Origin of the sequence: Phenylobacterium sp. (assembly GCF_036563285.1) — a bacterium.
Lineage (GTDB): Bacteria > Pseudomonadota > Alphaproteobacteria > Caulobacterales > Caulobacteraceae > Phenylobacterium.
In genome coordinates, this window is the sequence record NZ_DATCMR010000005.1 from 66,158 (window position 1) to 86,573 (window position 20,416).

Annotated in this window: 14 protein-coding genes; 6 read left to right on the forward strand and 8 right to left on the reverse strand. The window is 70.8% G+C overall.

The features are described 5' to 3' along the window. Positions 1 to 8 precede the first annotated feature (8 nt). The 3 genes from VIL76_RS03560 to VIL76_RS03570 all read left to right on the forward strand — a co-directional run bounded on the left by VIL76_RS03560 (position 9) and on the right by VIL76_RS03570 (position 6,302). Positions 9 to 3,593, forward strand: a complete 3,585-nt coding sequence (locus VIL76_RS03560) for an ABC transporter permease/M1 family aminopeptidase (RefSeq protein ID WP_332043615.1) — start codon at positions 9 to 11, stop codon at positions 3,591 to 3,593. Positions 3,594 to 3,639: 46 nt separating this feature from the next. Continuing rightward, positions 3,640 to 4,359 carry a RadC family protein gene (gene radC, locus VIL76_RS03565; protein ID WP_332043616.1) on the forward strand — a complete coding sequence of 240 codons (720 nt, stop codon included), beginning with the start codon at positions 3,640 to 3,642 and terminating at the stop codon, positions 4,357 to 4,359. Positions 4,360 to 4,421: 62 nt separating this feature from the next. Continuing rightward, entirely contained in the window at positions 4,422 to 6,302 is a 1,881-nt protein-coding gene (locus VIL76_RS03570; RefSeq protein WP_332043617.1) for a DUF885 domain-containing protein, read from the forward strand. A 187-nt stretch (positions 6,303 to 6,489) separates the two neighbouring features. Here VIL76_RS03570 and VIL76_RS03575 read toward each other — a convergent pair whose 3' ends face one another. Then, a complete protein-coding gene (locus VIL76_RS03575; RefSeq protein ID WP_332043618.1) occupies positions 6,490 to 7,431 on the reverse strand; it encodes a sugar kinase in 942 nt (313 codons plus the stop codon). A 46-nt stretch (positions 7,432 to 7,477) separates the two neighbouring features. Here VIL76_RS03575 and VIL76_RS03580 point away from each other — a divergent pair, with 46 nt between their 5' ends. After that, the gene (locus VIL76_RS03580; RefSeq protein WP_332043619.1) at positions 7,478 to 8,545 is read left to right on the forward strand and encodes a beta-N-acetylglucosaminidase domain-containing protein; all 1,068 of its coding nucleotides are present in this window, start codon (positions 7,478 to 7,480) and stop codon (positions 8,543 to 8,545) included. Here VIL76_RS03580 and VIL76_RS03585 read toward each other — a convergent pair whose 3' ends face one another. The 3 genes from VIL76_RS03585 to cphA all read right to left on the reverse strand — a co-directional run bounded on the left by VIL76_RS03585 (position 8,546) and on the right by cphA (position 12,486). Next, a complete protein-coding gene (locus VIL76_RS03585; protein ID WP_332043620.1) occupies positions 8,546 to 8,725 on the reverse strand; it encodes a hypothetical protein in 180 nt (59 codons plus the stop codon). Positions 8,726 to 8,858: 133 nt separating this feature from the next. After that, entirely contained in the window at positions 8,859 to 9,698 is an 840-nt protein-coding gene (locus VIL76_RS03590; RefSeq protein WP_332043621.1) for a cyanophycinase, read from the reverse strand. Continuing rightward, on the reverse strand, positions 9,691 to 12,486 hold the full coding sequence (gene cphA, locus VIL76_RS03595; RefSeq protein ID WP_332043622.1) for a cyanophycin synthetase: 2,796 nt from the start codon (positions 12,484 to 12,486) through the stop codon (positions 9,691 to 9,693). Before cphA ends, VIL76_RS03590 begins: the two co-directional genes overlap by 8 nt. Positions 12,487 to 12,817: 331 nt before the next feature. Here cphA and VIL76_RS03600 point away from each other — a divergent pair, with 331 nt between their 5' ends. Beyond that, the gene (locus VIL76_RS03600; RefSeq protein WP_332043623.1) at positions 12,818 to 13,432 is read left to right on the forward strand and encodes a DUF4142 domain-containing protein; all 615 of its coding nucleotides are present in this window, start codon (positions 12,818 to 12,820) and stop codon (positions 13,430 to 13,432) included. Between the two features lie 77 nt (positions 13,433 to 13,509). Here VIL76_RS03600 and VIL76_RS03605 read toward each other — a convergent pair whose 3' ends face one another. Genes VIL76_RS03605 through VIL76_RS03615 form a run of 3 tightly spaced genes read right to left on the reverse strand, consistent with a single transcriptional unit; the run spans position 13,510 to position 18,143 of the window. After that, entirely contained in the window at positions 13,510 to 14,007 is a 498-nt protein-coding gene (locus tag VIL76_RS03605; RefSeq protein ID WP_332043624.1) for a hypothetical protein, read from the reverse strand. A 57-nt stretch (positions 14,008 to 14,064) separates the two neighbouring features. After that, on the reverse strand, positions 14,065 to 16,494 hold the full coding sequence (locus VIL76_RS03610; protein ID WP_332043625.1) for a putative bifunctional diguanylate cyclase/phosphodiesterase: 2,430 nt from the start codon (positions 16,492 to 16,494) through the stop codon (positions 14,065 to 14,067). Beyond that, complete coding sequence (locus VIL76_RS03615) at positions 16,491 to 18,143, reverse strand: FecR family protein (RefSeq protein WP_332043626.1); 1,653 nt, start codon at positions 18,141 to 18,143, stop codon at positions 16,491 to 16,493. Before VIL76_RS03615 ends, VIL76_RS03610 begins: the two co-directional genes overlap by 4 nt. 185 nt (positions 18,144 to 18,328) lie before the next feature. On the opposite strand from VIL76_RS03615, the gene VIL76_RS03620 reads away from it, so the two are divergent. Continuing rightward, positions 18,329 to 19,927 (forward strand): ShlB/FhaC/HecB family hemolysin secretion/activation protein, encoded by a 1,599-nt coding sequence (locus tag VIL76_RS03620; RefSeq protein WP_332043627.1) that lies wholly within the window; start codon positions 18,329 to 18,331, stop codon positions 19,925 to 19,927. Here the strand turns inward: VIL76_RS03620 and VIL76_RS03625 are convergent. Then, positions 19,924 to 20,400 carry an SRPBCC family protein gene (locus VIL76_RS03625; protein WP_332043628.1) on the reverse strand — a complete coding sequence of 159 codons (477 nt, stop codon included), beginning with the start codon at positions 20,398 to 20,400 and terminating at the stop codon, positions 19,924 to 19,926. The two genes, VIL76_RS03620 and VIL76_RS03625, sit on opposite strands and share 4 nt — an antisense overlap. Between the last annotated feature and the right edge of the window lie 16 nt (positions 20,401 to 20,416).

The following is a 20,416-nucleotide window of genomic DNA, read 5'->3' on the forward strand; positions in this document are numbered from 1 at the left end:
GCGCCCCCATGTTCGGCAAGATCGCGGCCTTCGAGCTGCGCTACCAGGTTCGCCAACCCGTCTTCTGGGTCGCCGCCCTGATCTTCTTCCTGCTGGTGTTCGGCTCGGTGACCATCGACCAGATCCAGATCGGCTCCGGCGGCAACATCCACAAGAACTCGCCCAGCGCGATCGCCCAGACCTCGCTGATCATGACGCTGTTCTTCATGTTCGTCTCGACGGCCTTCGTGGCCAACATCGTCGTGCGCGACGACGAGACGGGCTACGGGCCGATCATCCGCTCCACGCGGATCAGCAAGTTCGACTACCTGTTCGGCCGCTTCACCGGCGCCTTCGCAGCCGTCGCCCTGGCGTTCGTAGCTGTGCCGCTGGGCATCTTCCTGGGGTCCCTCGCGCCCTGGGTGGATTCCGAGACCTTGGGGCCGAACAACCTCGCGCACTACGCCTTCGCCTATTTCTGGATGGCGCTTCCCGGCCTGTTCCTGACGTCGGCGATCTTCTTCTCGCTCGCCACCGCCACCCGCTCAATGATGGCCACCTACCTGGGCGTGGCGGGCTTCCTGGTCCTCTACATCCTGATGAACGTGGCGCTGCGCGATCCGGAGAAGCGCGAGATCGCAGCGCTCGTGGAGCCCTTCGGCCTGGCCGCTTACGGCCTCGCCACCCGCTACTTCACCGCCGCCGAGGCCAACACCATCCTGCCGCCGCTGCAGGGCGCGCTGGTCTGGAACCGGCTGATCTGGCTGGGCGGCGCCTTCGTCTTCCTGGGCCTCGCCTACGTCCTGTTCCGGTTCGAGACCAAGGGCGTGAAGGCCAAGCGCCTGGAGAAGCTGCGCGCCGCCGCCGACGCGCCCGCCGCGCCGGTCGCGGCCCCGGGGCCGCTGCCCGCGCCGCGGTTCGGCGCCGCCACCGCCTGGGCGCAGCTCGTCAAGCGCACGCGTTTCGAGATGGGCCAGGTGTTCAAGAGTCCCGCCTTCGTCGTCCTCCTGCTGATCGGCCTGTTCAACGCCGGCGGCGCCCTGATCCTGGGCGCCGAGCAGGGCGGCACTGACATCTATCCGGTGACCCGCTGGGTGATCACCACGCTCAACGGCGCCTTCACCTTCGTGGTGATCATCATCTCGGTCTACTACGCCGGCGAGCTCGTCTGGCGCGAGCGCGACCGCAAGACCCACGAGATCGTCGACGCCACGGCCGTGCCCGACTGGGCCTTCGTGATCCCGAAGACGCTGGCGATCGTCCTAGTGCTGCTCGCCACACTGCTGGTCAGCGTCATCGCGGGCGTGCTGATCCAGCTCTCGAAGGGCCACACCGATATCCAGCTCGGCAAGTACCTCCTCTGGTACGTCCTGCCGAACGCGCTCGACTGGACCTTGCTGGCGGTGCTGGCGGTCTTCCTGCAGGCGATCTCGCCGCACAAGTTCGTCGGCTGGGGCCTGATGGTGCTCTACCTGATCGCGTCGCTGACGCTGAACAGGCTGGGGCTGGAGCACAACCTCTACAACTACGGCGGCGCTCCGCTCGTGCCCCTCTCCGACCTCAACGGACAGGGCGACTACGCCACCTTCGCCGCCTGGTTCCGGGCCTACTGGACGGCCTTCGCCGTCCTGCTGCTGGTGCTCGCCTACGGCCTGTGGCGGCGCGGGACCGAGACCCGGCTGATGCCGCGCCTGAAGCGCCTGCCGCGCCGGCTCGCTGGCCCAGCGGGCGTCAGCGGCGGCGTCGCCCTGGTGGCCTTCGCAGGCCTCGGGACCTTCATCTTCATCAACACCAACGTCTGGAACGAGTACCGCACCAGCCTCGAAGGCGAGAAGTGGTCGGCGGACTACGAGAAGCAGTTCCTGAAGTACGAGAAGCTGGCCCAGCCGTCGGTCACCGACGTGGTCCTGGACCTCGACCTCGACCCGCACGCGCCGAGGCTGGTGACCCGCGGCAACTACCGGCTGGTCAACGACAGCGGCCAGCCGATCCGCCAGCTGCACCTGCGGCTCGCGCGCGACACCAAGGCCGAGCAGCTCGCGCTCTCCGTCCCCTCGAAGCTGCAGACCTACGACAGGTTCAACTACCGCATCTTCACCTTCGACCGGCCCCTGCAGCCGGGCGAGGCCGCGACGCTGACATTCCGGACCGTGATGCAGCAGAAGGGGTTCAAGAACTCCGGCAACACCACCCGGCTGGTCGACAACGGGACCTTCGTCGACAATTTCGAGTTCGCCCCCGTCGTCGGCATGAACCGCTTCGGCGTGCTCCAGGACCGCGCCAAGCGGCGCAAGTACGGCCTGCCCGCCGAGCTGCGCCCCGCCAAGCTGGAGGACCGCCCCGCGCAGGCGCGCAACTACCTGGCCAACGCCGACTGGGTGAACGCCGACATCACCGTCACCACCGTCGGCGACCAGACCCCGATCGCGCCCGGCTACCGCGTCTCCGACGTCACCCGGGCCGGTCGGCGCACCGTCCGCTACCGGACCGACGCGCCGATCCTGCACTTCTTCTCGGTGCAGTCGGCCCGCTACGCCATCAAGCGCGAGACCTACAAGGGCGTGGAGCTGGCGATCTACTACGACGCCCAGCACCCCTGGAACGTGGACCGGATGATCAAGGCGCTGGAGACCGGGCTCGACTACTACCAGGCCAACTTCAGCCCCTACCAGTTCCGCCAGGCCCGCATCCTGGAGTTCCCCGGCTACGCCACCTTCGCCCAGGCCTTCGCCAACACCATGCCGTACTCCGAGGCGATCGGCTTCATCGCCCGGCACGATGATCCGGAGAAGATCGACTTCGTCACCTACGTGACCGCCCACGAGCTCGGCCACCAGTGGTGGGCGCACCAGATCATCGGCGCGGACATGCAGGGGGCGACCACGCTCTCCGAGACCCTGGCCTCCTACTCGGCCTACATGGTCATGGAGAAGACCCACGGCCCCGACGGCATCCGCAAGTTCACCAAGCGGGAGCTGGACGGCTACCTGCGGGCGCGCGGCGGCGAGGTGATCGAGGAGCTGCCGCTGATCCGCGTGGAGAACCAGGGCTACATCCACTACCAGAAGGGCGGCCTGGTCATGTACCTGCTGCGCGACCGGATGGGCGAGGCCCGCGTCAACGCCGCGCTGCGGCGGCTGCTCGCCCAGTACGCCTTCAAGGGCGCGCCTTACCCCCGCTCGCAGGACCTGGTGGATGCGCTCCGCGCCGAGGCCGGGCCGGAGCACCAGCAGCTGATCACCGACCTCTTCGAGAAGATCACGCTCTACGACCTGAAGACCAAGACGGCGGCGGCGAAGAAGCGCGCGGACGGCCGCTATGACGTCACGCTCACGGTGGAAGCCAAGAAGATGTACGCCGACGGGCAGGGCAAGGAGACGCCCGCAGCCATGACCGGCGAGGTCTTCGATGTGGGCGTCTTCACCGCCGAGCCCGGCAAGAAGGGCTTCTCGTCGAAGAACGTGCTCCACTTCCGCACCGCGCCCTTCAAGACGGGGACGCAGACGCTGACCGTGACGGTCGACAAGCCCCCGAAATTCGCGGGTGTCGACCCCTACAACAAGCAGATCGACCGCAACTCCGACGACAATGCGATCAAGGTGACGGGGGGCTGAGGCTCCCCCTTGCCAAACGTGAACGCATGGGGAACATTGCGGCCCCATGGACCTCTTGGCTGTGGAAGACGCCTCTGCGCTCTGGGTGAAGCCGGCCCCGCACTTCGTCGGCCACCGCGAGCGGCTGCGGGACCGGGCGCTGGCTGGCGGGCTGGCGGCCCTGCCGGACTACGAGCTGCTGGAGCTGTTCCTCTTCCGCTCGATCCCCAAGCGGGACGTCAAGCCGCTGGCCAAGCAGCTGCTCGCCCGCTTCGGCTCGCTGTCGGGCGTGCTGGGCGCCACGCCCGAGGAGCTGAAGACGCTCAAGGGCGTCGGCGAGACGGTCGCCTTGGACCTCAAGCTCCTGCACGAGGCCGCCCTGCGCATGGGCCGTGAGCAGGTCGCCCGGCGCACCGTGATCTCCTCCTGGTCGGCGCTGCTGGCCTATGTGAAGACCGCGATCGGCCACGAGGCGCGGGAGCAGTTCCGCGTCCTCTTCCTCGACAAGAAGAACCAGCTGATCGGCGACGAGGTCATGGGCCGCGGCACGGTGGACCACGCCCCGGTCTACCCCCGCGAGGTCATGCGCCGCGCCCTCGAGCTCTCCGCCAGCGCCGTGATCCTGGTGCACAACCACCCGTCCGGCGACCCCACCCCGTCCTCCGCGGATGTGGACATGACCCGCCAGGTGGTCGAGGCCGGCCGCTCCCTGCGCATCTCCGTCCACGACCACCTCGTCGTCGCCCGCGACGGCGTCGCCAGCTTCAAGGCTCTCGGCCTGATGTGAGGGCTCCTCCCTTGCCCGCCGCGCCCGACCGGCCCTACGGTCGCGCCGCCTGGGAGAGCCGCATGAGCCTGAACCGCCGCGAACTGATGGTGTCCGCCGCCGCGGCGGGGCTCGCAGGCTGTGCGAGCACGCCGCCGCCGGCCCCCTTGGCCGCACCGCCGCCCGCCGCGGCCCAGCCCACTCCCTACGACGCCGCCCTCAGCCGCTACCTGGACGACCTCGCCCAGCGGCTGCTGATCCGCAACCCGGAGCAGGCCACCAGCCTGGGCCTCGACAAGGGCCCGCGCGAAGGCCTGAAGTCGCAGCTCGCCACGGCCTCCGGCGAGATCATCGCGCTCGACGCCGACTTCTGCGCCGGCGAGCTGAAGGTCCTGGAAGGCGTTCCTGACGAGGCCCTGTCCCCGCCGATGCGCCTGCACAAGGCGGTCACCGCCTACGCCCTGGCGCTCGGGCGCGACGCCGGCGCGTTCCCCTACGGGATCAACAACCTCAACGCCGCCATGAGCGAGTCGGCGAGCCCCTACGTCGTCACCCAGCAGAGCGGCGCCTACGCCAGCGTCCCGGAGTTCCTCGACAGCCAGCACTCGGTCGAGACGGCGGAGGACGCCGACGCCTACCTGGCCCGCCTCAACGCCTTCGCCACCAACCTGCGCTACGAGACCCTGCGCATCCGCCGTGACGCCGCCATGGGCGTCGTCCCGCCCGACTTCATCCTCTCCAACGCCATCGGCCAGCAGGAGGGCCTGCTGAGGATCCGGGCGGCCGAGAGCCGTCTGGTCACCTCTCTGGCCGGCCGCACGCAGCGCATTCCGGGCGGCTACCGCGAGCGCGCCCGCGACATGGTGGAGACGCAGGTCTATCCGGCGCTGGCCGACCAGCTCGCCGCGCTGAAGGCCCTGCAGCCCGCCGCGGCGCACGACGCCGGGGTCTGGAAGCTTCCGGACGGCGAGGCCTACTACCGCTGGCACCTGAAGGGCTCGACCTCCACATCGCTGACCGCCGACGAGATCCACCGGATGGGCCTGGAGCAGAACCGCGCCATCGAGGCCCGCATGGACGGCCTGCTGCGCGCGCAGGGGCTGACGCAGGGCACGGTCGGCGAGCGGATGACTGCCCTGGGCAACGATCCTCGTTACCTGTTCCCCGACAACGACAGCGGCCGCGCGCAGCTGATCGCCTACATCAACGGCCGCATCGCCGCCGTCCGGCCGAAACTCGCCCAGGCCTTCACCCTGCAGCTGAAGGCGCCCGTCGAGGTCAAGCGCGTGCCGCCCGAGATCCAGGACGGCGCCGGCCAGGGCTACATGAACTTCGGCTCGCTCGATGGCTCGCGCCCGGCGATCTACTACATCAACCTGAAGTCGACGAAGAACTGGCCGCGCTTCAGCCTGCCGACACTGACCTTCCACGAGGGCGTGCCGGGCCACGCGCTCACCGGCGCCTACCTCACCGAGACCGGCAAGCTGCCGCTGATCCGCATCATCCTCTCCGGCTTCAACGCCCACGTGGAAGGCTACGCCCTCTACGCCGAGCAGCTCGCCGACGAGATCGGCATGTACGACGACGATTGGGCCGGCCGCCTGGGCTACCTGCAGGCCCAGAAGTTCCGCGCCGTGCGCCTCGTCGTCGACACCGGCCTGCACGCCAAGCGCTGGAGCCGCGAGCAGGCGATCCAGTGGGCGGTGGAGAACTCCGGCCGCACCCGCCAGTCCATGACCAGCGAGATCGACCGCTATTGCGCCACGCCTGGCCAGGCCTGCGGCTACAAGATCGGCCACACCGAGATCAACCGCATGCGCGACAAGGCGCGTGCGGCCCTGGGGCCGAGGTTCGACGTCCGCCGCTTCAACGACCTGCTGCTGCAGACGGGCTCCGTGCCGCTGACCGTCCTCGACGCCGAGGTCGACCGCTTCGTCGCGACCGGCGGACGATACAGCGCTTAAGCTTGATCTTTGACTGAATTTCCTCGCGTTTTTAGTAGCTTGCGGAGCGTCACCTTTCCCTTAAAGTATCGCTCGGGCAGGGAGTGGGAATTCGAGGGGACGGAAATGCAGCTTCACTGGGAAAGGGTGCTGGTCGTGTCGGCCTGCGCCACCTTCTGGACCTTGGCCATAATGGCAATGACCAAGCTCAAGGGCTTCTAATACTCAAGCTTTCAAGGTCAAGCTTCGGCATACCGGCGCGGTCAATGATCGCGCCGGTATGACGGATCACGGCCTCGGCCAACCTTCGGCCCGCCGCAACGGCCTGCTCCGGCGGGCGCCCGGCCAGGCGGGCCGCCAGGTACGCCGCGTTGAAGCTGTCGCCCGCCCCGGTGGTGTCCACCACGTCGCCGAGCGGCGGCCGCGGCGGGACCCGGGCGATCTCCCCGCCGGTCTGCACGCTGACTGAGCGGTCGTCGTTTCGCAGCACCACCTCGGCCCCGGATCGCGCCCACGCGTGCATCGCGTCGCTGGCAGGCTTGTCGGCCATGGCCTCGGCGTCCGGCTCGCTTACCGACACGAACCGGCACAGCGGGACCACCGCCTCGGCCGCCTCCAGCGCGGCGCGCGCGCTGTCCCACAGCCGGGGGCGATAGTTGGTATCGAAGGCGATCGCGGCGCCCGCAGCCTTCGCCGCCGTCAGCAACTCCAGAAGCCGCGCCCGGCCCCCCTCCCCCAGCACCGCCAGCGTGACGCCGGAGACGAACACCATCTCGGCCTCGACCATCGCCTTCGCCAGGCCGTCCAGGTCGGCGAGATCGAACAGCTGGCGGACCGGCGCCTCGCCCCGCCAGTAGAAGAACCGACGCTCCCCCGCCTCGTCGCGGTCGATGGCGTAGAGTCCCGGCACGCGTCCCTCCGCCCGCGCAACCAGCCGGTCCGAGATTCCTTCGGCGGCCATCAGCTCCAGGATGGCGCCGGAGAACGGGTCGTCCCCACCCAGCGCCGTCGCATAGGCCACCTCATGCCCGAGCCGGGCGAGATAGACCGCCGTGTTGAAGGTGTCGCCGGCGTAGCCCACCCGCGCGGTCCCGCCCGCGCCGACCGTGAGCTCCACCATCACTTCGCCGATTGAAACGATCCCGCCCATGCGCCCCGGCTTCCCACAAAACCCCGAACGCCGCTAGCGTCTGCCCATGACCTGCGAGCTCGGCATCATCGAGGGCTTCTTCGGCCGTCCCTGGTCCTGGACGGAGCGGACCGACGCCGTCCGCTTCCTGGGCCCGCGAGGCTACGGCTTCTACCTCTACGCCCCGAAGGCCGACCCTTACCTGCGCCGCCGCTGGCGCGATCCCTATCCCGAGGCCGAGCTGAAGGCGCTGCGCGACTTCGGCGCCGCCTGCCGGGAGGTCGACGTCCGCTTCGGTGTTGGGCTGACGCCCTTCGAGCTGCACTTCGGCTTCGACCGGGACGCCAAGGTGGCGCTGACCGGCAAGCTCGCCCAGCTGGACGACGCCGGCATCGAGGACCTCGCCGTACTGTTCGACGACATGCGGGGCGACGTGCCGGACCTGGCCGCCCGCCAGGCCGAGATCGTCCACTGGATCGGACCACGCACCAAGGCGTCGCGCCTGATCATGTGCCCCAGCTACTACTCCGACGACCCGGTCCTCGACCGCGTCTTCGGCGCCCGGCCGCGCGACTACCTGGCCGAGCTCGGCATCGCCCTGGAGCCCGTCGTCCACGTCATGTGGACCGGCGAGGAGGTCTGCAGCCGCGAGTACTCGCCCGGCCATCTGGAGCGGGTGGGCCAGCAGCTCCGTCGCCGCCCGTTCCTGTGGGACAACTACCCGGTCAACGACGGGCCGCGGATGAGCCAGCACCTGCACCTGCGCGCCTTCACCGGCCGCCCGGCGTCGATCGGCGAGCACCTGTCGGCGCATGCGGTGAACCCCGCCTCGCAGCCGGTGCTCAGCCGCATCCCCCTGCTGACCCTGGCGGAGAGCTACGCCCGCGGCGACGGATACCAGTACTTCGCGGCCTTCCAGCGGGCGGCCAAGGAGGTGCTGGGCGAGGCGCTGGCCGGGCGGATCGTCCGCGACCTGCTCGCCTTCCAGGACGGCGGCCGCGACCGCCTGACGGACGAACGCCGTGACGAGCTGGCGAATATCTATGCGGAGTTCGACCACCCGGCCGCGCGCGAAGTGGCCGGCTGGCTGTCAGGCGCCTACGCCATCACCGGCGAAGAGCTGCAGACGCAGTAGTCAGGTCCAGCGCAGGGCGCGGCGTACGTCCTCGGCGTCTTCGCGGCGGCGGCGGTCGTCGGCGCGGAGCGCCTCGTCCAGCTTGGCCTCCGCGTTGCGGCCATAGCGTCGGCGCAGCTGGCGCGCCTCCTCTTCGGCGGCCTCGGCGGCCTCCAGCGCCTTGAGCCAGAATTCGCTCATCGCGACTTCTCCCAAAGGAGTCCCTGGCCGGGGTGCGGCCGAGCTGGACTGGTTGGCGGGAGGTTAACGCGAAGCTTGCGGGGGCGCAGCCCCCTCATTGGCCGCGACACTCTTCAAAGGCGCGTGAGGCGCCTTAGCGTTTGCTGCGCTCGTCCGAGGGCGACCAGGCCTCGTCCTCGTCGGGCATCCCGCCCTTCGGTCGGCGCGTGCGCAGGTCGAAGCAGTCGCCTTCCGTCAGCACATGGAGCCGGACGTCGTGCATGGAGAGCGCGTAGTCGGACTCCGCCTCCGCCACGTTGGAGTGGCTCACCTCCGCCCCGTCGACGACGTAGACCGCGGCGCGGCCGATCACCTTGATCCGGCGCTCCTCGATGACCACGGCGGTGTCCTCGTCGATGCCGACACCGAGCACCCGCGGGTTATGCGCTACGGCGCCCAGCAGCCGGCCGATCCGGCCGCGTTCCGCGAAGTGCTGGTCGATGATCATGTCCCGTACGAGCCCCAGGCCGGGGGCCATGTGCAGGTCGCCGATCCGGTAGCTCTCCTGGCTCGTGCCGCGCACCAGCATGGTCTCGCTCATCATCGACGCGCCGGCCGACGTCCCGGCCACCACCCCGCCGTCTTCGTAGATGCGGCGCACGCGCGCCTCGACGGGCGTGTCGCCGATCTGGCTGGAGATGCGCAGCTGGTCGCCGCCGGTGAAGAACACCCCGGCCGCGTCGTCGAACAGCGCGAGCTTCTCCGGCTCCTGGGTTTCCGCGCGCTCGTTGACGTAGAGCTCGCGCAGCTCCTTGACGCCCAGGTCGCGGAACGCCTTCTCGTACATCTCGAAGTAGCCTTCGGGCTGGTGGCTGGCGACGGTGGCGAGCACCAGCACGTCGCCTTTCAACCGCTTGGCCACCTGTTTCAGGATGGTGCGGCTGCCTTCCCTGTCTTCGTGACCGCCGATCGCGATCAGCACGCCCTCAGGCATGCGGCTGGCTCCCGCTGCGTCCGTTTTGTCGGCGGGGGAGCGTCCGTGTCTCGGCTTCGATAGTTGACCGCGCCGGGGGCTGCAGAAGCTCGTCTGGCCGTGCGGTCGGCCTGAACTGCAGGACGCAGCGCCACATGTCCTCGACCTCGGTCGGGGTCAACACCACCAGGTCGCCCGCGCGCGCCATGGCCATGCAGGCCTCTGCCGCCCGCATCTCGTCGGCGACCCGGTGGATCCGGCGCTCGTCCGCGCCGCCGCGCCGCGCGCCCTGCGCCATCAGCTCGATGATCTCGCCCTCGGCGCGGCCGCGGCGACTGGGGTCCTCCCGCAGGACGAGCTCGTCGTAGGTCATGGCCGCGATCTCGCCCATCTCGCGGATGTCCTCGTCGCGCCGGTCGCCCGGCACGGTGACCATCCCGATCAGCCGCCCGTGGTTCGGCCGCAGCTTGGTCAGCAGGTCGCGCAGCGCGATCAGGCCGGCGGGATTGTGGGCGTAGTCCATAATCACGCGGAAGCCGTGGCCGTCGAAGATGTTGAGGCGGCCGGGGTTCTGCTCGAACGCGGTGCCGAACGTCGCCAGCGCCAGGCGGACCGCTTGCAGCGACGTCCCGTGGCCGATCGCCATGGCCGCGGCGGTCAGCGCGTTGGCCACGTTGAACTGCGCAAGGCCGCCCAGCGTGGCCGGGATCTCCGCGGCGCGCATCAGCAACCGCCGGCGACCCTGGTCGTGGACCACGATCTCGCCACCGCCGAGGTCGCCTTCGAGCACGACGGCGAGGCCGCCGTCTTCCACGTGCTCCCGCAGGAATCCGGACATCTCGCGCCCGCCGCGCATGGAGAAGAAGGCGATCCGGCCGCCGGCGCGCCGGCGCATGCGCGCGGTGAGCACGTCGTCGGCGTTCAGCACGCTCACGCCGCGCCGGCGGACGTTCTCGACCACCACCCCCTTCACCCAGGCAAGGTCCTGCACCGTCTCGATGCCCTTCAGGCCCAGGTGGTCGGCCTGCACATTGGTCACCGCCCCCACGTCGCACTCGTCGAAGGCGAGGCCCTCGCGCAGCAGGCCGCCGCGGGCGACTTCGAACACCGCCGCCTCGACCATCGGGTCGTGCAGCACCATGCGCGCCGACCTCGGGCCCGAGGCGTCGGCCTTCAGCACCCGCTCGGAGTTCACATAGACGCCAGAGGTGTTGGTCAGCCCCACCGTCAGCCCGGTCTGGCGCAGGATGTGCGCCAGCATCCGCGCCGTGGTCGACTTCCCGTTCGTACCGGTCACCGCGAAGATCGGGATCCGCCCGGTCTCGCCCTTGGGGAACAGCATGCGCACCACCGCCGGCGCGACCGGCCTCGGGCGGCCCACCGTCGGCTGCAGGTGCATGCGGAAGCCGGGGGCGGCGTTGACCTCCACCACCCCGCCGCCGCACTCCCGCGCCGACTTGGAGATGTCCGGGCAGATGAAATCGATCCCGGCGACGTCCAGGCCGAGCGACAGGGCCGCACGGATGGCGATGCAGGCGTTGTCCGGATGGATCTCGTCCGTGCGGTCGACCGCTGTGCCGCCCGTCGAGAGGTTCGCGGTGCCGCGCAGATAGACCTGCTCGCCGGCCTTCGGCACGCTGTCGAGCGTGAGGCCGCGGGCCGCCAGATAGCTGTCCACCGCCGCATCCAGCTTGATCTTGGTGAGAACCTGTTCGTGGCCCTCGCCGCGGCGCGGATCCAGGTTCACAACCTCCACCAGCTGCCGGATGGTGCTCTGGCCGTCCCCGACCACATGGGCGGGCACCCGTTCGGCCACGGCCACCAGCTCGCCGCCCACCACGAGCAGGCGGTGGTCGTTGCCCTCGAAGAACTGCTCCACGATCACCCGGCCGCGCTTGCTCTCGGTCACGGCCACGTCGAAGGCGCGGCGGATGTCGTCGGGTTGCGTCAGGTTGATGGTCACGCCTCGGCCATGGTTGCCGTCGAGCGGCTTGACCACGACCGGGCCGCCCATGCGCATGGCCTCCCGCACCGCGTCTTCCGCGCGGCGCACCACGACGCCCTCCGGGGCGGGAACGCCGGCGCGCGTCAGGATCGCCTTGGTGAGGTCCTTGTCCGAGGCCGTCTCGACGCCGATGAACGAGGTCCGGCCGGTGATGCTCGCGCGGATCCGCTGTTGCTTCGCGCCCCAGCCCAGCTGCACGAGGCTCGCGTCGTCCAGACGCATGACCGGAATGCCGCGCCGCTCGGCCTCAGCGACGATCGAGCCGGTCGTGGGCCCGAGCCCGGTGCGCCGCTCCAGCCGCTTCAGCATCTCGAGCGCGGGACCGAGCGCGAACGGGGTTTCCGTGCGCTCCTTGGAGAGGATGTCCAGCCCTCGTACGCCGCGGAACTCGTCCGGCAGCAGGCTGTCCACCAGCTCCAGCGCCAGGCGGCCCGCCAGGAGGCCTACCTCCGGCTCCTTGTAGGCGTAGAGCACATTGTAGACGCCGTTGCGGCCCTTGACCGAGCGCGTCTTGCCGAGTGTCACGGGGACGCCCGCGAGCGACTGCAGCTCGATGGCCACGTGCTCGGTCACGTGGCCGAGCCAGGTGCCCTCCCGCAGGCGCTCCACGAAGCCGCCCGCATGGCCGAGGCTGCAGGCGTGGTTGTGCAGCGAGGGCAGCAGCTCCAGCAGCCGCTCCGTCAAGCCGGGAAGCTTGTCGGTCGGCCTGTCCTCGAGCGGTCCGAGGTCCAGCTGGACCCGGATCATCGGCGTCGGTCCGAAAAGGTGCGGACCGCGGTACACCGCGCGTTCGAGCACACGCATGGGCTCCGTGCGAGAGGCCCCGCCGGCGCCGGTTTCGCTGTCGCTGCTCAAGTCTTCCCCCTCCGAAGGCATCGCTTGCACAACGAAGGGACGCCTGCGCCGTTCCTGTTGTAATCAAAGGATAATCACTGGGGTGTGATGGGGCCTGGGGGAACGGCCCGGCGCGGACGCTGTTCTCCGAGCAGCGGATGAGAGCGATCCGCGAGCATGAGAAACCCGGCCCCCGCGCCTCCTCCCCCCCACAACGCGGGGGCCGGTCCCACCTGAGCCGCGCAGGAACCAAGCCGCCTGCGCGGGGTTTTTGCATTCAGGGTCAAGGGAGACGCCAACCATGCAACGTTCCATCATGTTCGCCGCGGCTGCTATCGCCGCGCTTTCGCTCGCCGCCTGCAGCCGCGAAGAGGCCGCCAACAACCCGAACAATCCCGGCCAGTCCGAGCCGGTGAACGCCGCCCAGGACGCCGTCGGCGCTGCGGTCGGCCAGACCTCCGCCGCCACGCTCGGCGCCAACACCAAGCAGGGCTACGTCATGAACGCCGCCGTCGGCGACATGTACGAGATCGCGGCCGGCAACATGGCCCAGCAGCGGTCCAAGAACGCCGACGTGAAGGCCTTCGCCAAGATGATCGTCACCGATCACACGGCGGCCTCCAACCAGATGAAGCCGCTGGCCCAGGCCGCTGGCGAAACCCCGCCGGCCGAGATGGACCAGCGCCGCAAGGGCATGATCGACAACCTCAAGGCCGCCAGCGACGCCGATTTCGACAAGGTGTTCCTCACCCAGCAGGTCGCCGCGCACGAAGAGGCCCTCACCCTCCACCAGGGCTATGCGGGCAACGGCGACGAAGCGGGCCTGAAGGGCCATGCCGCCAAGGTGGCGCCGAAGATCCAGGCCCACCTCGACAAGGCCAAGCAGCTCGCCCAGGGCGCGGGCGCCGCGCACTAGGCATTCAGCCACCCCTGAACGACTGCGGCGGCCGCCCCTTGGGACGGCCGCCGCTTTCGTTTCCGCCTGTACCCAGCCTATTGCGGCTGGCCGGTCTGTTTCGCGCCGTTCGGGGGGACTTCGGTCTGCTGGTCCCCGCCGGCGGAGCCGCCCATGCCGCCGGTCCCGAGATGCGCATCGCCGCCGCCGCCGGAGCCGGCCGAGGACGCCCCCGTCGAGCCGGACGCGCCGCCGCTCTGCATCTGCTCGCTGTTGTTGCCGTAGCCGGCGAAGGAGCCCTGGCCGCCCCCCTGGGCGTCCTGGCCGCCGGAGGCCGCGCCGCGGTCCGTGCCGCCGCCCGTCGCCACGCCCTCGCCCGTGGTGCCGCGCATGCCGCCGGCCGCAGCCCCGCCCATCGAGCCGGTGCCGCTCAATGCGCCGCTGTCTTCACCCTGCGACTGGCCGGCGCCGAAGCTGCGCGCCTCGTCGCGCTCGCCGGGCATCGAGCCGCCGTCGGTGAGGCTGCCCTCGATGCGTTCGCCCTGCTGTCCGCCGCCGGTTCCTTGGCCGCCCTGTGGAGTGTTGTCCTGGTTCATCGCGCTCTCCTTGCCGTTGGGATGTGAAATCCCAACCGGACGGGAGGGCGGCGGTTCCTACCGCGCAGCCTGCGCCCGCGTGCGCCGCCGGTTGAGGAAGGCCAGCAGGTCGGCGGTGGGCAGCGGCTTGGAGACGAGGTAGCCCTGCACCACGTCGCAGCCGAGCTTCGCCAGCGCCCGCTGCGCCATCGCGTCCTCGACCCCTTCGGCGACCACCTTCATGCCCAGGCTGTGCGCCAGCTCGACGGTGGACTTCAGGATCAGCCGGTCCCGCGTGCTGGTGGCGACCGCCGAGACCAGCGACTTGTCCAGCTTCAGCTCGTCGGCCTCCAGCATCTTCAGATAGGCCAACGACGACAGGCCCGCGCCGTAGTCGTCGATGGAGATCCCCAGCCCCGCCTGGCGGAAGGCGGCGATGGCGGCCATGGCCGCCTGCGGGTTCTCCACCACCGCGCTCTCGGTGATCTCGAAGGTCAGCTGGCCGCGCCGCGAGGCAGCGATCCGCAGCGCCTTGCGGCGGAAGTCGCGGTCGCCCAGCAGGCGGGCCGATACGTTCAGCGCGATCTCCAGCTCCTGGCCAGCCGCGGCGAGGCGATCCTGGTCGGCGATCGCCTGGGCCAGCGCCCACTCGGTCAGCGCCCGGATGTTGCCGGTCTCCTCGGCGGCGGGGATGAAGGCGTCCGGCGCGATCATGCCGCGCTCCGGGTGACGCCAGCGCACGAGCGCCTCGGCGGCCTTCACCCGGCCGTCGGCCAGGGTCAGCTTCGGCTGGTAGTGGAGCGACAGCTCGCCGGCCCGCAGGCCGTGCCGCATCTCGCTCATCAGGGCGAGGTTCAGCGACGGGTCGACGAAGGCGTGCTCGTCGAACACCACAAGCCGGCGGTCCAGCTGGCGGGCCTGGTCCAGCGCGATGGAGGCGTGCTCGAGCAGGTTCTCCGCCGTCTGGCCGTGCGGCCCGAGGTAGGCGACGCCCAGGCGCACGAAGGCGTCCACGGCGTGCTCCCCCACCTGCAGCGACGGGTCCATCAGTTCCAGGTCCCGGATGCGGGCCTTCAGCCCCTCCGCGGAGTTGGCGCTCATCACCAGTCCGAGCACCGAGGTCGACAGGTGGGCGATCTTCGGCTCGCCGCTGGTCTTCGAAACCCGGCGCGCCAGCTGCTGCACCACCTGGGTGGCGAGGCCGTAGCCGATGGCCCCGCGCATGATCGGGTAGCGGTCGATGCCGACCGCGACGACGGCGAGCGCCATCCCGTCCCGCCGCTCGAGCCGCTTGGCGATGTCGGCCGAAAGCGCTCGCCGGTTCGGCAGCTCCGTCTCGGGCTCGTGCAGGGCGGCGTGCAGCAGCGAACTCTCCCGCGCCTTCACGATGGCGGCCGCGCGGCGGTCGAGCTCGGCGCGCGCGGCCCAGATCAGGGTGAGCGCCTGGGCCAGCAGGATGATGCCGGTGTCCAGGCTCACCGGCGCCACCGCCTGGATGCCCAGCGGCAGCAGCACGGCGGCTGCGGCCACCGCGGCGTGGACGGCCATCAGCTTTCGCAGGTCGATCGCGCCGCGCCTCGGCCGCATCAGGAACGCCGCCAGCAGCGCCAGCGCCAGCATCACGCCGGGCGCGAGCGTCGTGAGCGCGCGGCCGTACCACAGGCTCTCGTAGGCCAGCGCGTGGACATAGACGCCCGACAGCGTGCCGTGCCGCGGCGTGGCGAACTCGTCCCCCAGTTCGAGCGCGGTGGCGCCCACGATGATGTTCTTGCCCGCCACCAGCTTGGGGTCGAACCGGCCCTGGTAGACGTCCTCGAATGACAGCCGCGGGATCGCCTCGGCGCGCACGCCGTAGTCGATCAGGAAGGTGCCGGACCTGTGCGGGTCCGCGCCGGCCAGCACCCCGCCGATCGTCTGGCGGTGGGCGGCGCCCTCGCCGAAGCCGAAGCCGTAGCGGCGCACCCGCCCGTCGTCGTCCGCCGGCACGTTGACGCTGGCCAGCAGCGCCTCGTCCGAGAGCGCGCCCAGCGGCGAGCTCTCGATCAGTTCGCCCGCGTCGCCGGCCTTGCGGCTCGGCTGCACGAAAGTCGGCAGCACCACCGAGGCGGGCCGGCGCCGGATGGCCGCGGCCAGCTGGGCGTCGGCCTGCGGCTGCGACGGCGCGCTGAAGTCCACGTCGAAGCCGACGGAGCGGGCGCCGGCCTGCTGCAGGTTCTCGATCGCCTGTCCGAACCGGTCGCGGCCCCAGGGCCAGCGGCCGGCGGCGCGGATGCTGGGCGTGTCGATCTCGACGACGGCGATCGTGCCGCTGGGCTCGCGCTGGAGCAGCCGGAAGCGGGTCTCGGCCAGGCCGTCGTCCACCGGGCGCAGCAGCGCCGAGCCGTTGGCCAGCGCCAGCAGGGCGACGAGCACGGCGAAGCCGGCCCCGCGCTTGGCGAGGCCGGCCCACTTGGCGTCGCCGACCGGGGCGCTGGTCCCCGGTCGGAGCTTGTTCAGCCAGGCGATCAACCGTTGCCGCCCTTGCCGTTCCCGTTGCCGCCACCCGAGCCGCCGTTGCCGCCCGAGCCGCCGCCGTTGCCCCCGCCGTTGCCGTTGCCGCTGCCGGCGTCCGGAGCAGGCGGCGCCGGGGGCGCCGGAGGAGCCACGGCCTCAGGCGGAGGAGGCGGAGGCGGCGGAGGCTCAGCGCCACCGTTGCCGTTGCCGGCGCCGTTGCCGCCGGCGTTGCCGTTGCCGTTGCCGTTGCCGTTGCCCGGGCCGACGGGCGCGAGCGGAGGCGGGGTCACTGGCGCGGGCGGCGACGGGGGCGCAGGCTCGTGGCCATTGCCATTACCGTTGCCGTTGCCGTTGCCGTTGCCGCCGGCGTTGCCATTGCCGTTGCCCGGGTCGGCGGGCGGCGGCGGAGGCGCGATCACCGGCGCAGGCGCAGGCGGCGGCGCCGGCTCGTTGCCATTGCCATTGCCATTGCCGTTGCCGTTGCCGGCGCCGTTGCCGTTGCCGTTGCCGGCGGTGTTGGTCGGCGCCTCACCGGCCGAGTTGCCGTTGCCGTTGCCGTTGCCGTTGCCCGGCGGGTCAGCCGGCGCATTGCCGTTGTTACCGATGTTGCCGATGTTGGCGTTGCCGTTGGCCTGGCCCGGAGGCGTGGGCGGCGGGCCGCCGTTGCCGTTGCCACCGGCGTTGTTCGACGTCGGCTGCGGCGCGGGATCCGGGGCGGCAGGCGCGGGGGCCGGGCTCACGGGCGCAGTCGGAGCCGGGATCGGAGCCACCGGAGCCGGAGCCGTGGCCACCGGAGCGGGCGCAGGCGCGGCCGGAGGAGGCGTCGGCGCATCCGGGGCCGGAGCGGCCGGCGGCGGGGTGATGTCGGTCGGCGCGGGCGAGGCCGAAGCGCTCACCGGGTCCGGCGTCGCCGGCTGGGCCTGCAGCGCCGCCACCTGCACGGCGGGCGTGGTCTGGATCGGCGAAGGCTGGGCGGCAGCGGGTTGCACCGGGGCGCGCGCGGGCGACGCCGGCGCCGCGGCGGGCGCGGCCTCTACCAGGCCGCCGGAGACTTCGGCGTAATTGAGGGGCTCGACGCGGGCCGGCTCGGCCTTGGCGTCGGCGGTGGGTTGGGTCTTCACGACCGAGCCGGGCTGGTCGCGGTTGACGGTCCCGGTCGCGCCGGCCGGCACGTCGATGCCGGGGCCGCCGCTGGCGGGGCGCACCTCCACGAGGCCCTCGGCCACGTGCACGGTGCTGATGCTCGGATCGACGTTCACGGTGAAGGTGGTGCCCTTCACGATAGCGGCGAGCAGCGGGGTCTCGACGCGGAAGTGCTTCGACGGCTTCTTGTCCACCTGGAACAGGATCGAGCCCAGGTCCTGCACGATGCGGACCATGCCCTCTTCCTTCTCCGGCGCGACGGTCATGCGGCTGTTGGCGCCCAGCACCACCTTCTGCGCGCCGTTGAACAGCGCGGCCCGGCCGCCCGCGGCCGTGGTGATGCTCGAGCCCACAGGCACGACCTGGTTGGCCTGCGCGACCGCGGGCGCCATGCCCGGCGCGGCGACGCGGACCGTGCCGCTCACCTCCACGAGCTTCCAGTCCGCGGCGAAGGCCGCGTTGGCGCTGAAGACCAGCGCCGAGGTGAAGGCGGCCGAGACGGCCAGTCGAAGAGTACGCATCTTGTTTGTATTCCTAGTAGCGACCAGGAACGCGGTCCGGGTACAACTACCTGAGCTATTCGCACGCTTACGACTAACCCATCGCTAATACAGAGAGTTTTTATTCTTCCTTAGCGGGCCGTTTATCTTCTCACGTCATAATCGGATGGTAAAAACAACATTTACCATCTGTGGTGGGGTTGAGTTTGTCTGCAGGAAGGCGCCAGGGGAGCGGAGCCGCGGGGCTTGCGTGCGCTTTCGCGTGCGTCGGCGCCCTGTCCGCCTACGCCCAGCCGGCGCGCGCCGCCGAAGACGCCCCCGTCGCCACCGCCCCCGCCGAGCAGCGCTTCGTGCTCATGGGCCTGACCATCGACGGCGTCACCGCCTATCCGATGAAGGAGCTGGCGCCGCTCTACGCCGACCAGCTGACCCGCGAGGTCGCCCTGGCCGACCTGGTCGCCATCGCCCAGAAGATCACCGACAAGTACCGCGCCGACGGCTACTTCCTGGCCCGGGCGGTCGTGCCGCCGCAGGGCCCGACCCCGGGCTTGGCCCGCATCGTCGTCGACGAGGGCTATGTCGGCGACATCCGCGTGGACGGCGCCGCCGCCCCGGCCGTGAAGCGCCTGCTGGGTGGCGTCACCGAGCATAAGCCGCTGAAGCTCTCCGAGCTGGACCGCCGGCTGACGCTCGCCACCGACCTGCCTGGCCTGAAGCTGAAGAGCCAGCTGGAGCCGGTGATCGACGATCCCGCCCGTCATGTGCTGGTGGTCCACGCCGACGTGCGCCGCCTCACCGGCAGCATCTACCTGGACAACCGCGGCACCGAGACCGCTGGCCCCTGGCAGGCCTACGGCCGGCTGGCGGTGAACTCCGCCATGCAGGCCGGCGACCAGCTCGGCGTCTCTCTGTTCACCGTCCCCGAGGACCCCAAGGAGTTCAGCCAGCTCGAGCTCTCCTACGGCATGCCGCTGCCGACCGGCGGCAGCCTGCGGACGTCGGCCTCGGCCGGCCGCGCCCGCGATCCCTCCGCCAACCTCAGCGGCGTGCTCGGCAACGAGAACCGCGCCGCAAGCCTGCGCGTCTCCCACCCGCTCTCGCGCGGCCGTAAGCATGCGGTCTGGGCGCAGCTCGCCTTCGACGCCAACCACGTCGAACAGGATTTGAAGACTGGCGCGGGCTACGCCGACGACCTGCGGGTGGTGCGCGCCGCCGTGGTGGCGCAGCGCCAGGGGCCCGGCCGCTCCAGCGAGGGCTTCCTGCAGTTCTCACAGGGCCTCGACGTCCTGGGCGCCACCGACCGGCCCACGGTCCGCCTGTCCCGCTGGGACGCCGACGGGCAGTTCTGGAAGGTGAACGCCCACGCCTCGCACTACCGCGACCTCGGCCACATCGCCGGCCTCTTCGTCGCCGCCGACGGCCAGTTCACCGACGACACCCTGCTGGCGTCGGAGGAGTTCGCTGTGGGGGCCAACCCCTACGGGCGCGCCTACAACTATGCAGAGATCGCCGGCGAGAGCGGCGTCGCCGGTCTCGTGGAGCTGCGCGTCGGCTGGGACCCGAAGCTTGCGCCGCTTACCTTCTTCCAGGCCTACGCCTTCGCCGACGCCGGTCAGGTGTGGCGGCGAAACGCCTGGCCGGGCTGGAAGGACTCAGCGCTGGCCTCTGCCGGCGCCGGGGTCCGCCTCACGGTGAGCCGCCGCGCCACCTTCCGCCTGGAGGCCGCCCGCCCCCTCACCCGCACCCCCTGGGCCGCGGGCGACAAGGACTGGCGTCTCTTCGCGTCCCTGAACGCCGGGTTCTAGGCCTCCGCGGGCGCCCTCTCAAGCGCCACGCCTAACTGGTCCAGCAGCCCCGCCGTGCCGCGCTCGCGCGCGCCCGCATCGTCATAGCCGTCGAGGTAGGCGCCCTGCTCGGTGAGCTTCACCCGCGTGCCCTCGCCGGCCGGCTCCAGTTCCACGGTCTGCAGTGAGACCGAGATCCGCACGTCGTCGATGAACATGTCGTAGGCGAACACGATCCGCTGGCCCTCCACGATCTCGTGGTAGTGCGCCCGGAAATCGGACACCGGACCGTTGTGGAACTTGCCGCGCGCACGCTCGCGGCCGCCCTCCCGGAAGTCGAACGCCCGCTCCAGCGGCGTCCAGTTGTCTTCAGGGCCCGAGAACCAGCTCGCCTTGCCGCTGTCCGTGGCGAAGGCGGCCCACACTCGCGCCGGCGGCGCGTCATAGGTGCGCTCCAGGCTGAAGACGGCGTGGGTGACGGAACGCTTGGTCATGACTTCGATCCCTTCT

Excerpts from the sequence above, each read along its gene's own strand:
- VIL76_RS03625 (WP_332043628.1), bottom strand. The coding sequence starts at position 20,400 with ATGACCAAGCGTTCCGTCACCCACGCCGTCTTCAGCCTGGAGCGCACC.
- cphA (WP_332043622.1), bottom strand. The coding sequence starts at position 12,486 with ATGCGTGTGCTCGAACGCGCGGTGTACCGCGGTCCGCACCTTTTCGGA.
- VIL76_RS03560 (WP_332043615.1), top strand. The coding sequence starts at position 9 with ATGTTCGGCAAGATCGCGGCCTTCGAGCTGCGCTACCAGGTTCGCCAA.
- VIL76_RS03605 (WP_332043624.1), bottom strand. The coding sequence starts at position 14,007 with ATGAACCAGGACAACACTCCACAGGGCGGCCAAGGAACCGGCGGCGGA.
- VIL76_RS03585 (WP_332043620.1), bottom strand. The coding sequence starts at position 8,725 with ATGAGCGAATTCTGGCTCAAGGCGCTGGAGGCCGCCGAGGCCGCCGAA.
- VIL76_RS03590 (WP_332043621.1), bottom strand. The coding sequence starts at position 9,698 with ATGCCTGAGGGCGTGCTGATCGCGATCGGCGGTCACGAAGACAGGGAA.
- VIL76_RS03615 (WP_332043626.1), bottom strand. The coding sequence starts at position 18,143 with ATGCGTACTCTTCGACTGGCCGTCTCGGCCGCCTTCACCTCGGCGCTG.
- VIL76_RS03580 (WP_332043619.1), top strand. The coding sequence starts at position 7,478 with ATGACCTGCGAGCTCGGCATCATCGAGGGCTTCTTCGGCCGTCCCTGG.
- VIL76_RS03570 (WP_332043617.1), top strand. The coding sequence starts at position 4,422 with ATGAGCCTGAACCGCCGCGAACTGATGGTGTCCGCCGCCGCGGCGGGG.
- VIL76_RS03575 (WP_332043618.1), bottom strand. The coding sequence starts at position 7,431 with ATGGGCGGGATCGTTTCAATCGGCGAAGTGATGGTGGAGCTCACGGTC.
- radC (WP_332043616.1), top strand. The coding sequence starts at position 3,640 with ATGGACCTCTTGGCTGTGGAAGACGCCTCTGCGCTCTGGGTGAAGCCG.
- VIL76_RS03600 (WP_332043623.1), top strand. The coding sequence starts at position 12,818 with ATGCAACGTTCCATCATGTTCGCCGCGGCTGCTATCGCCGCGCTTTCG.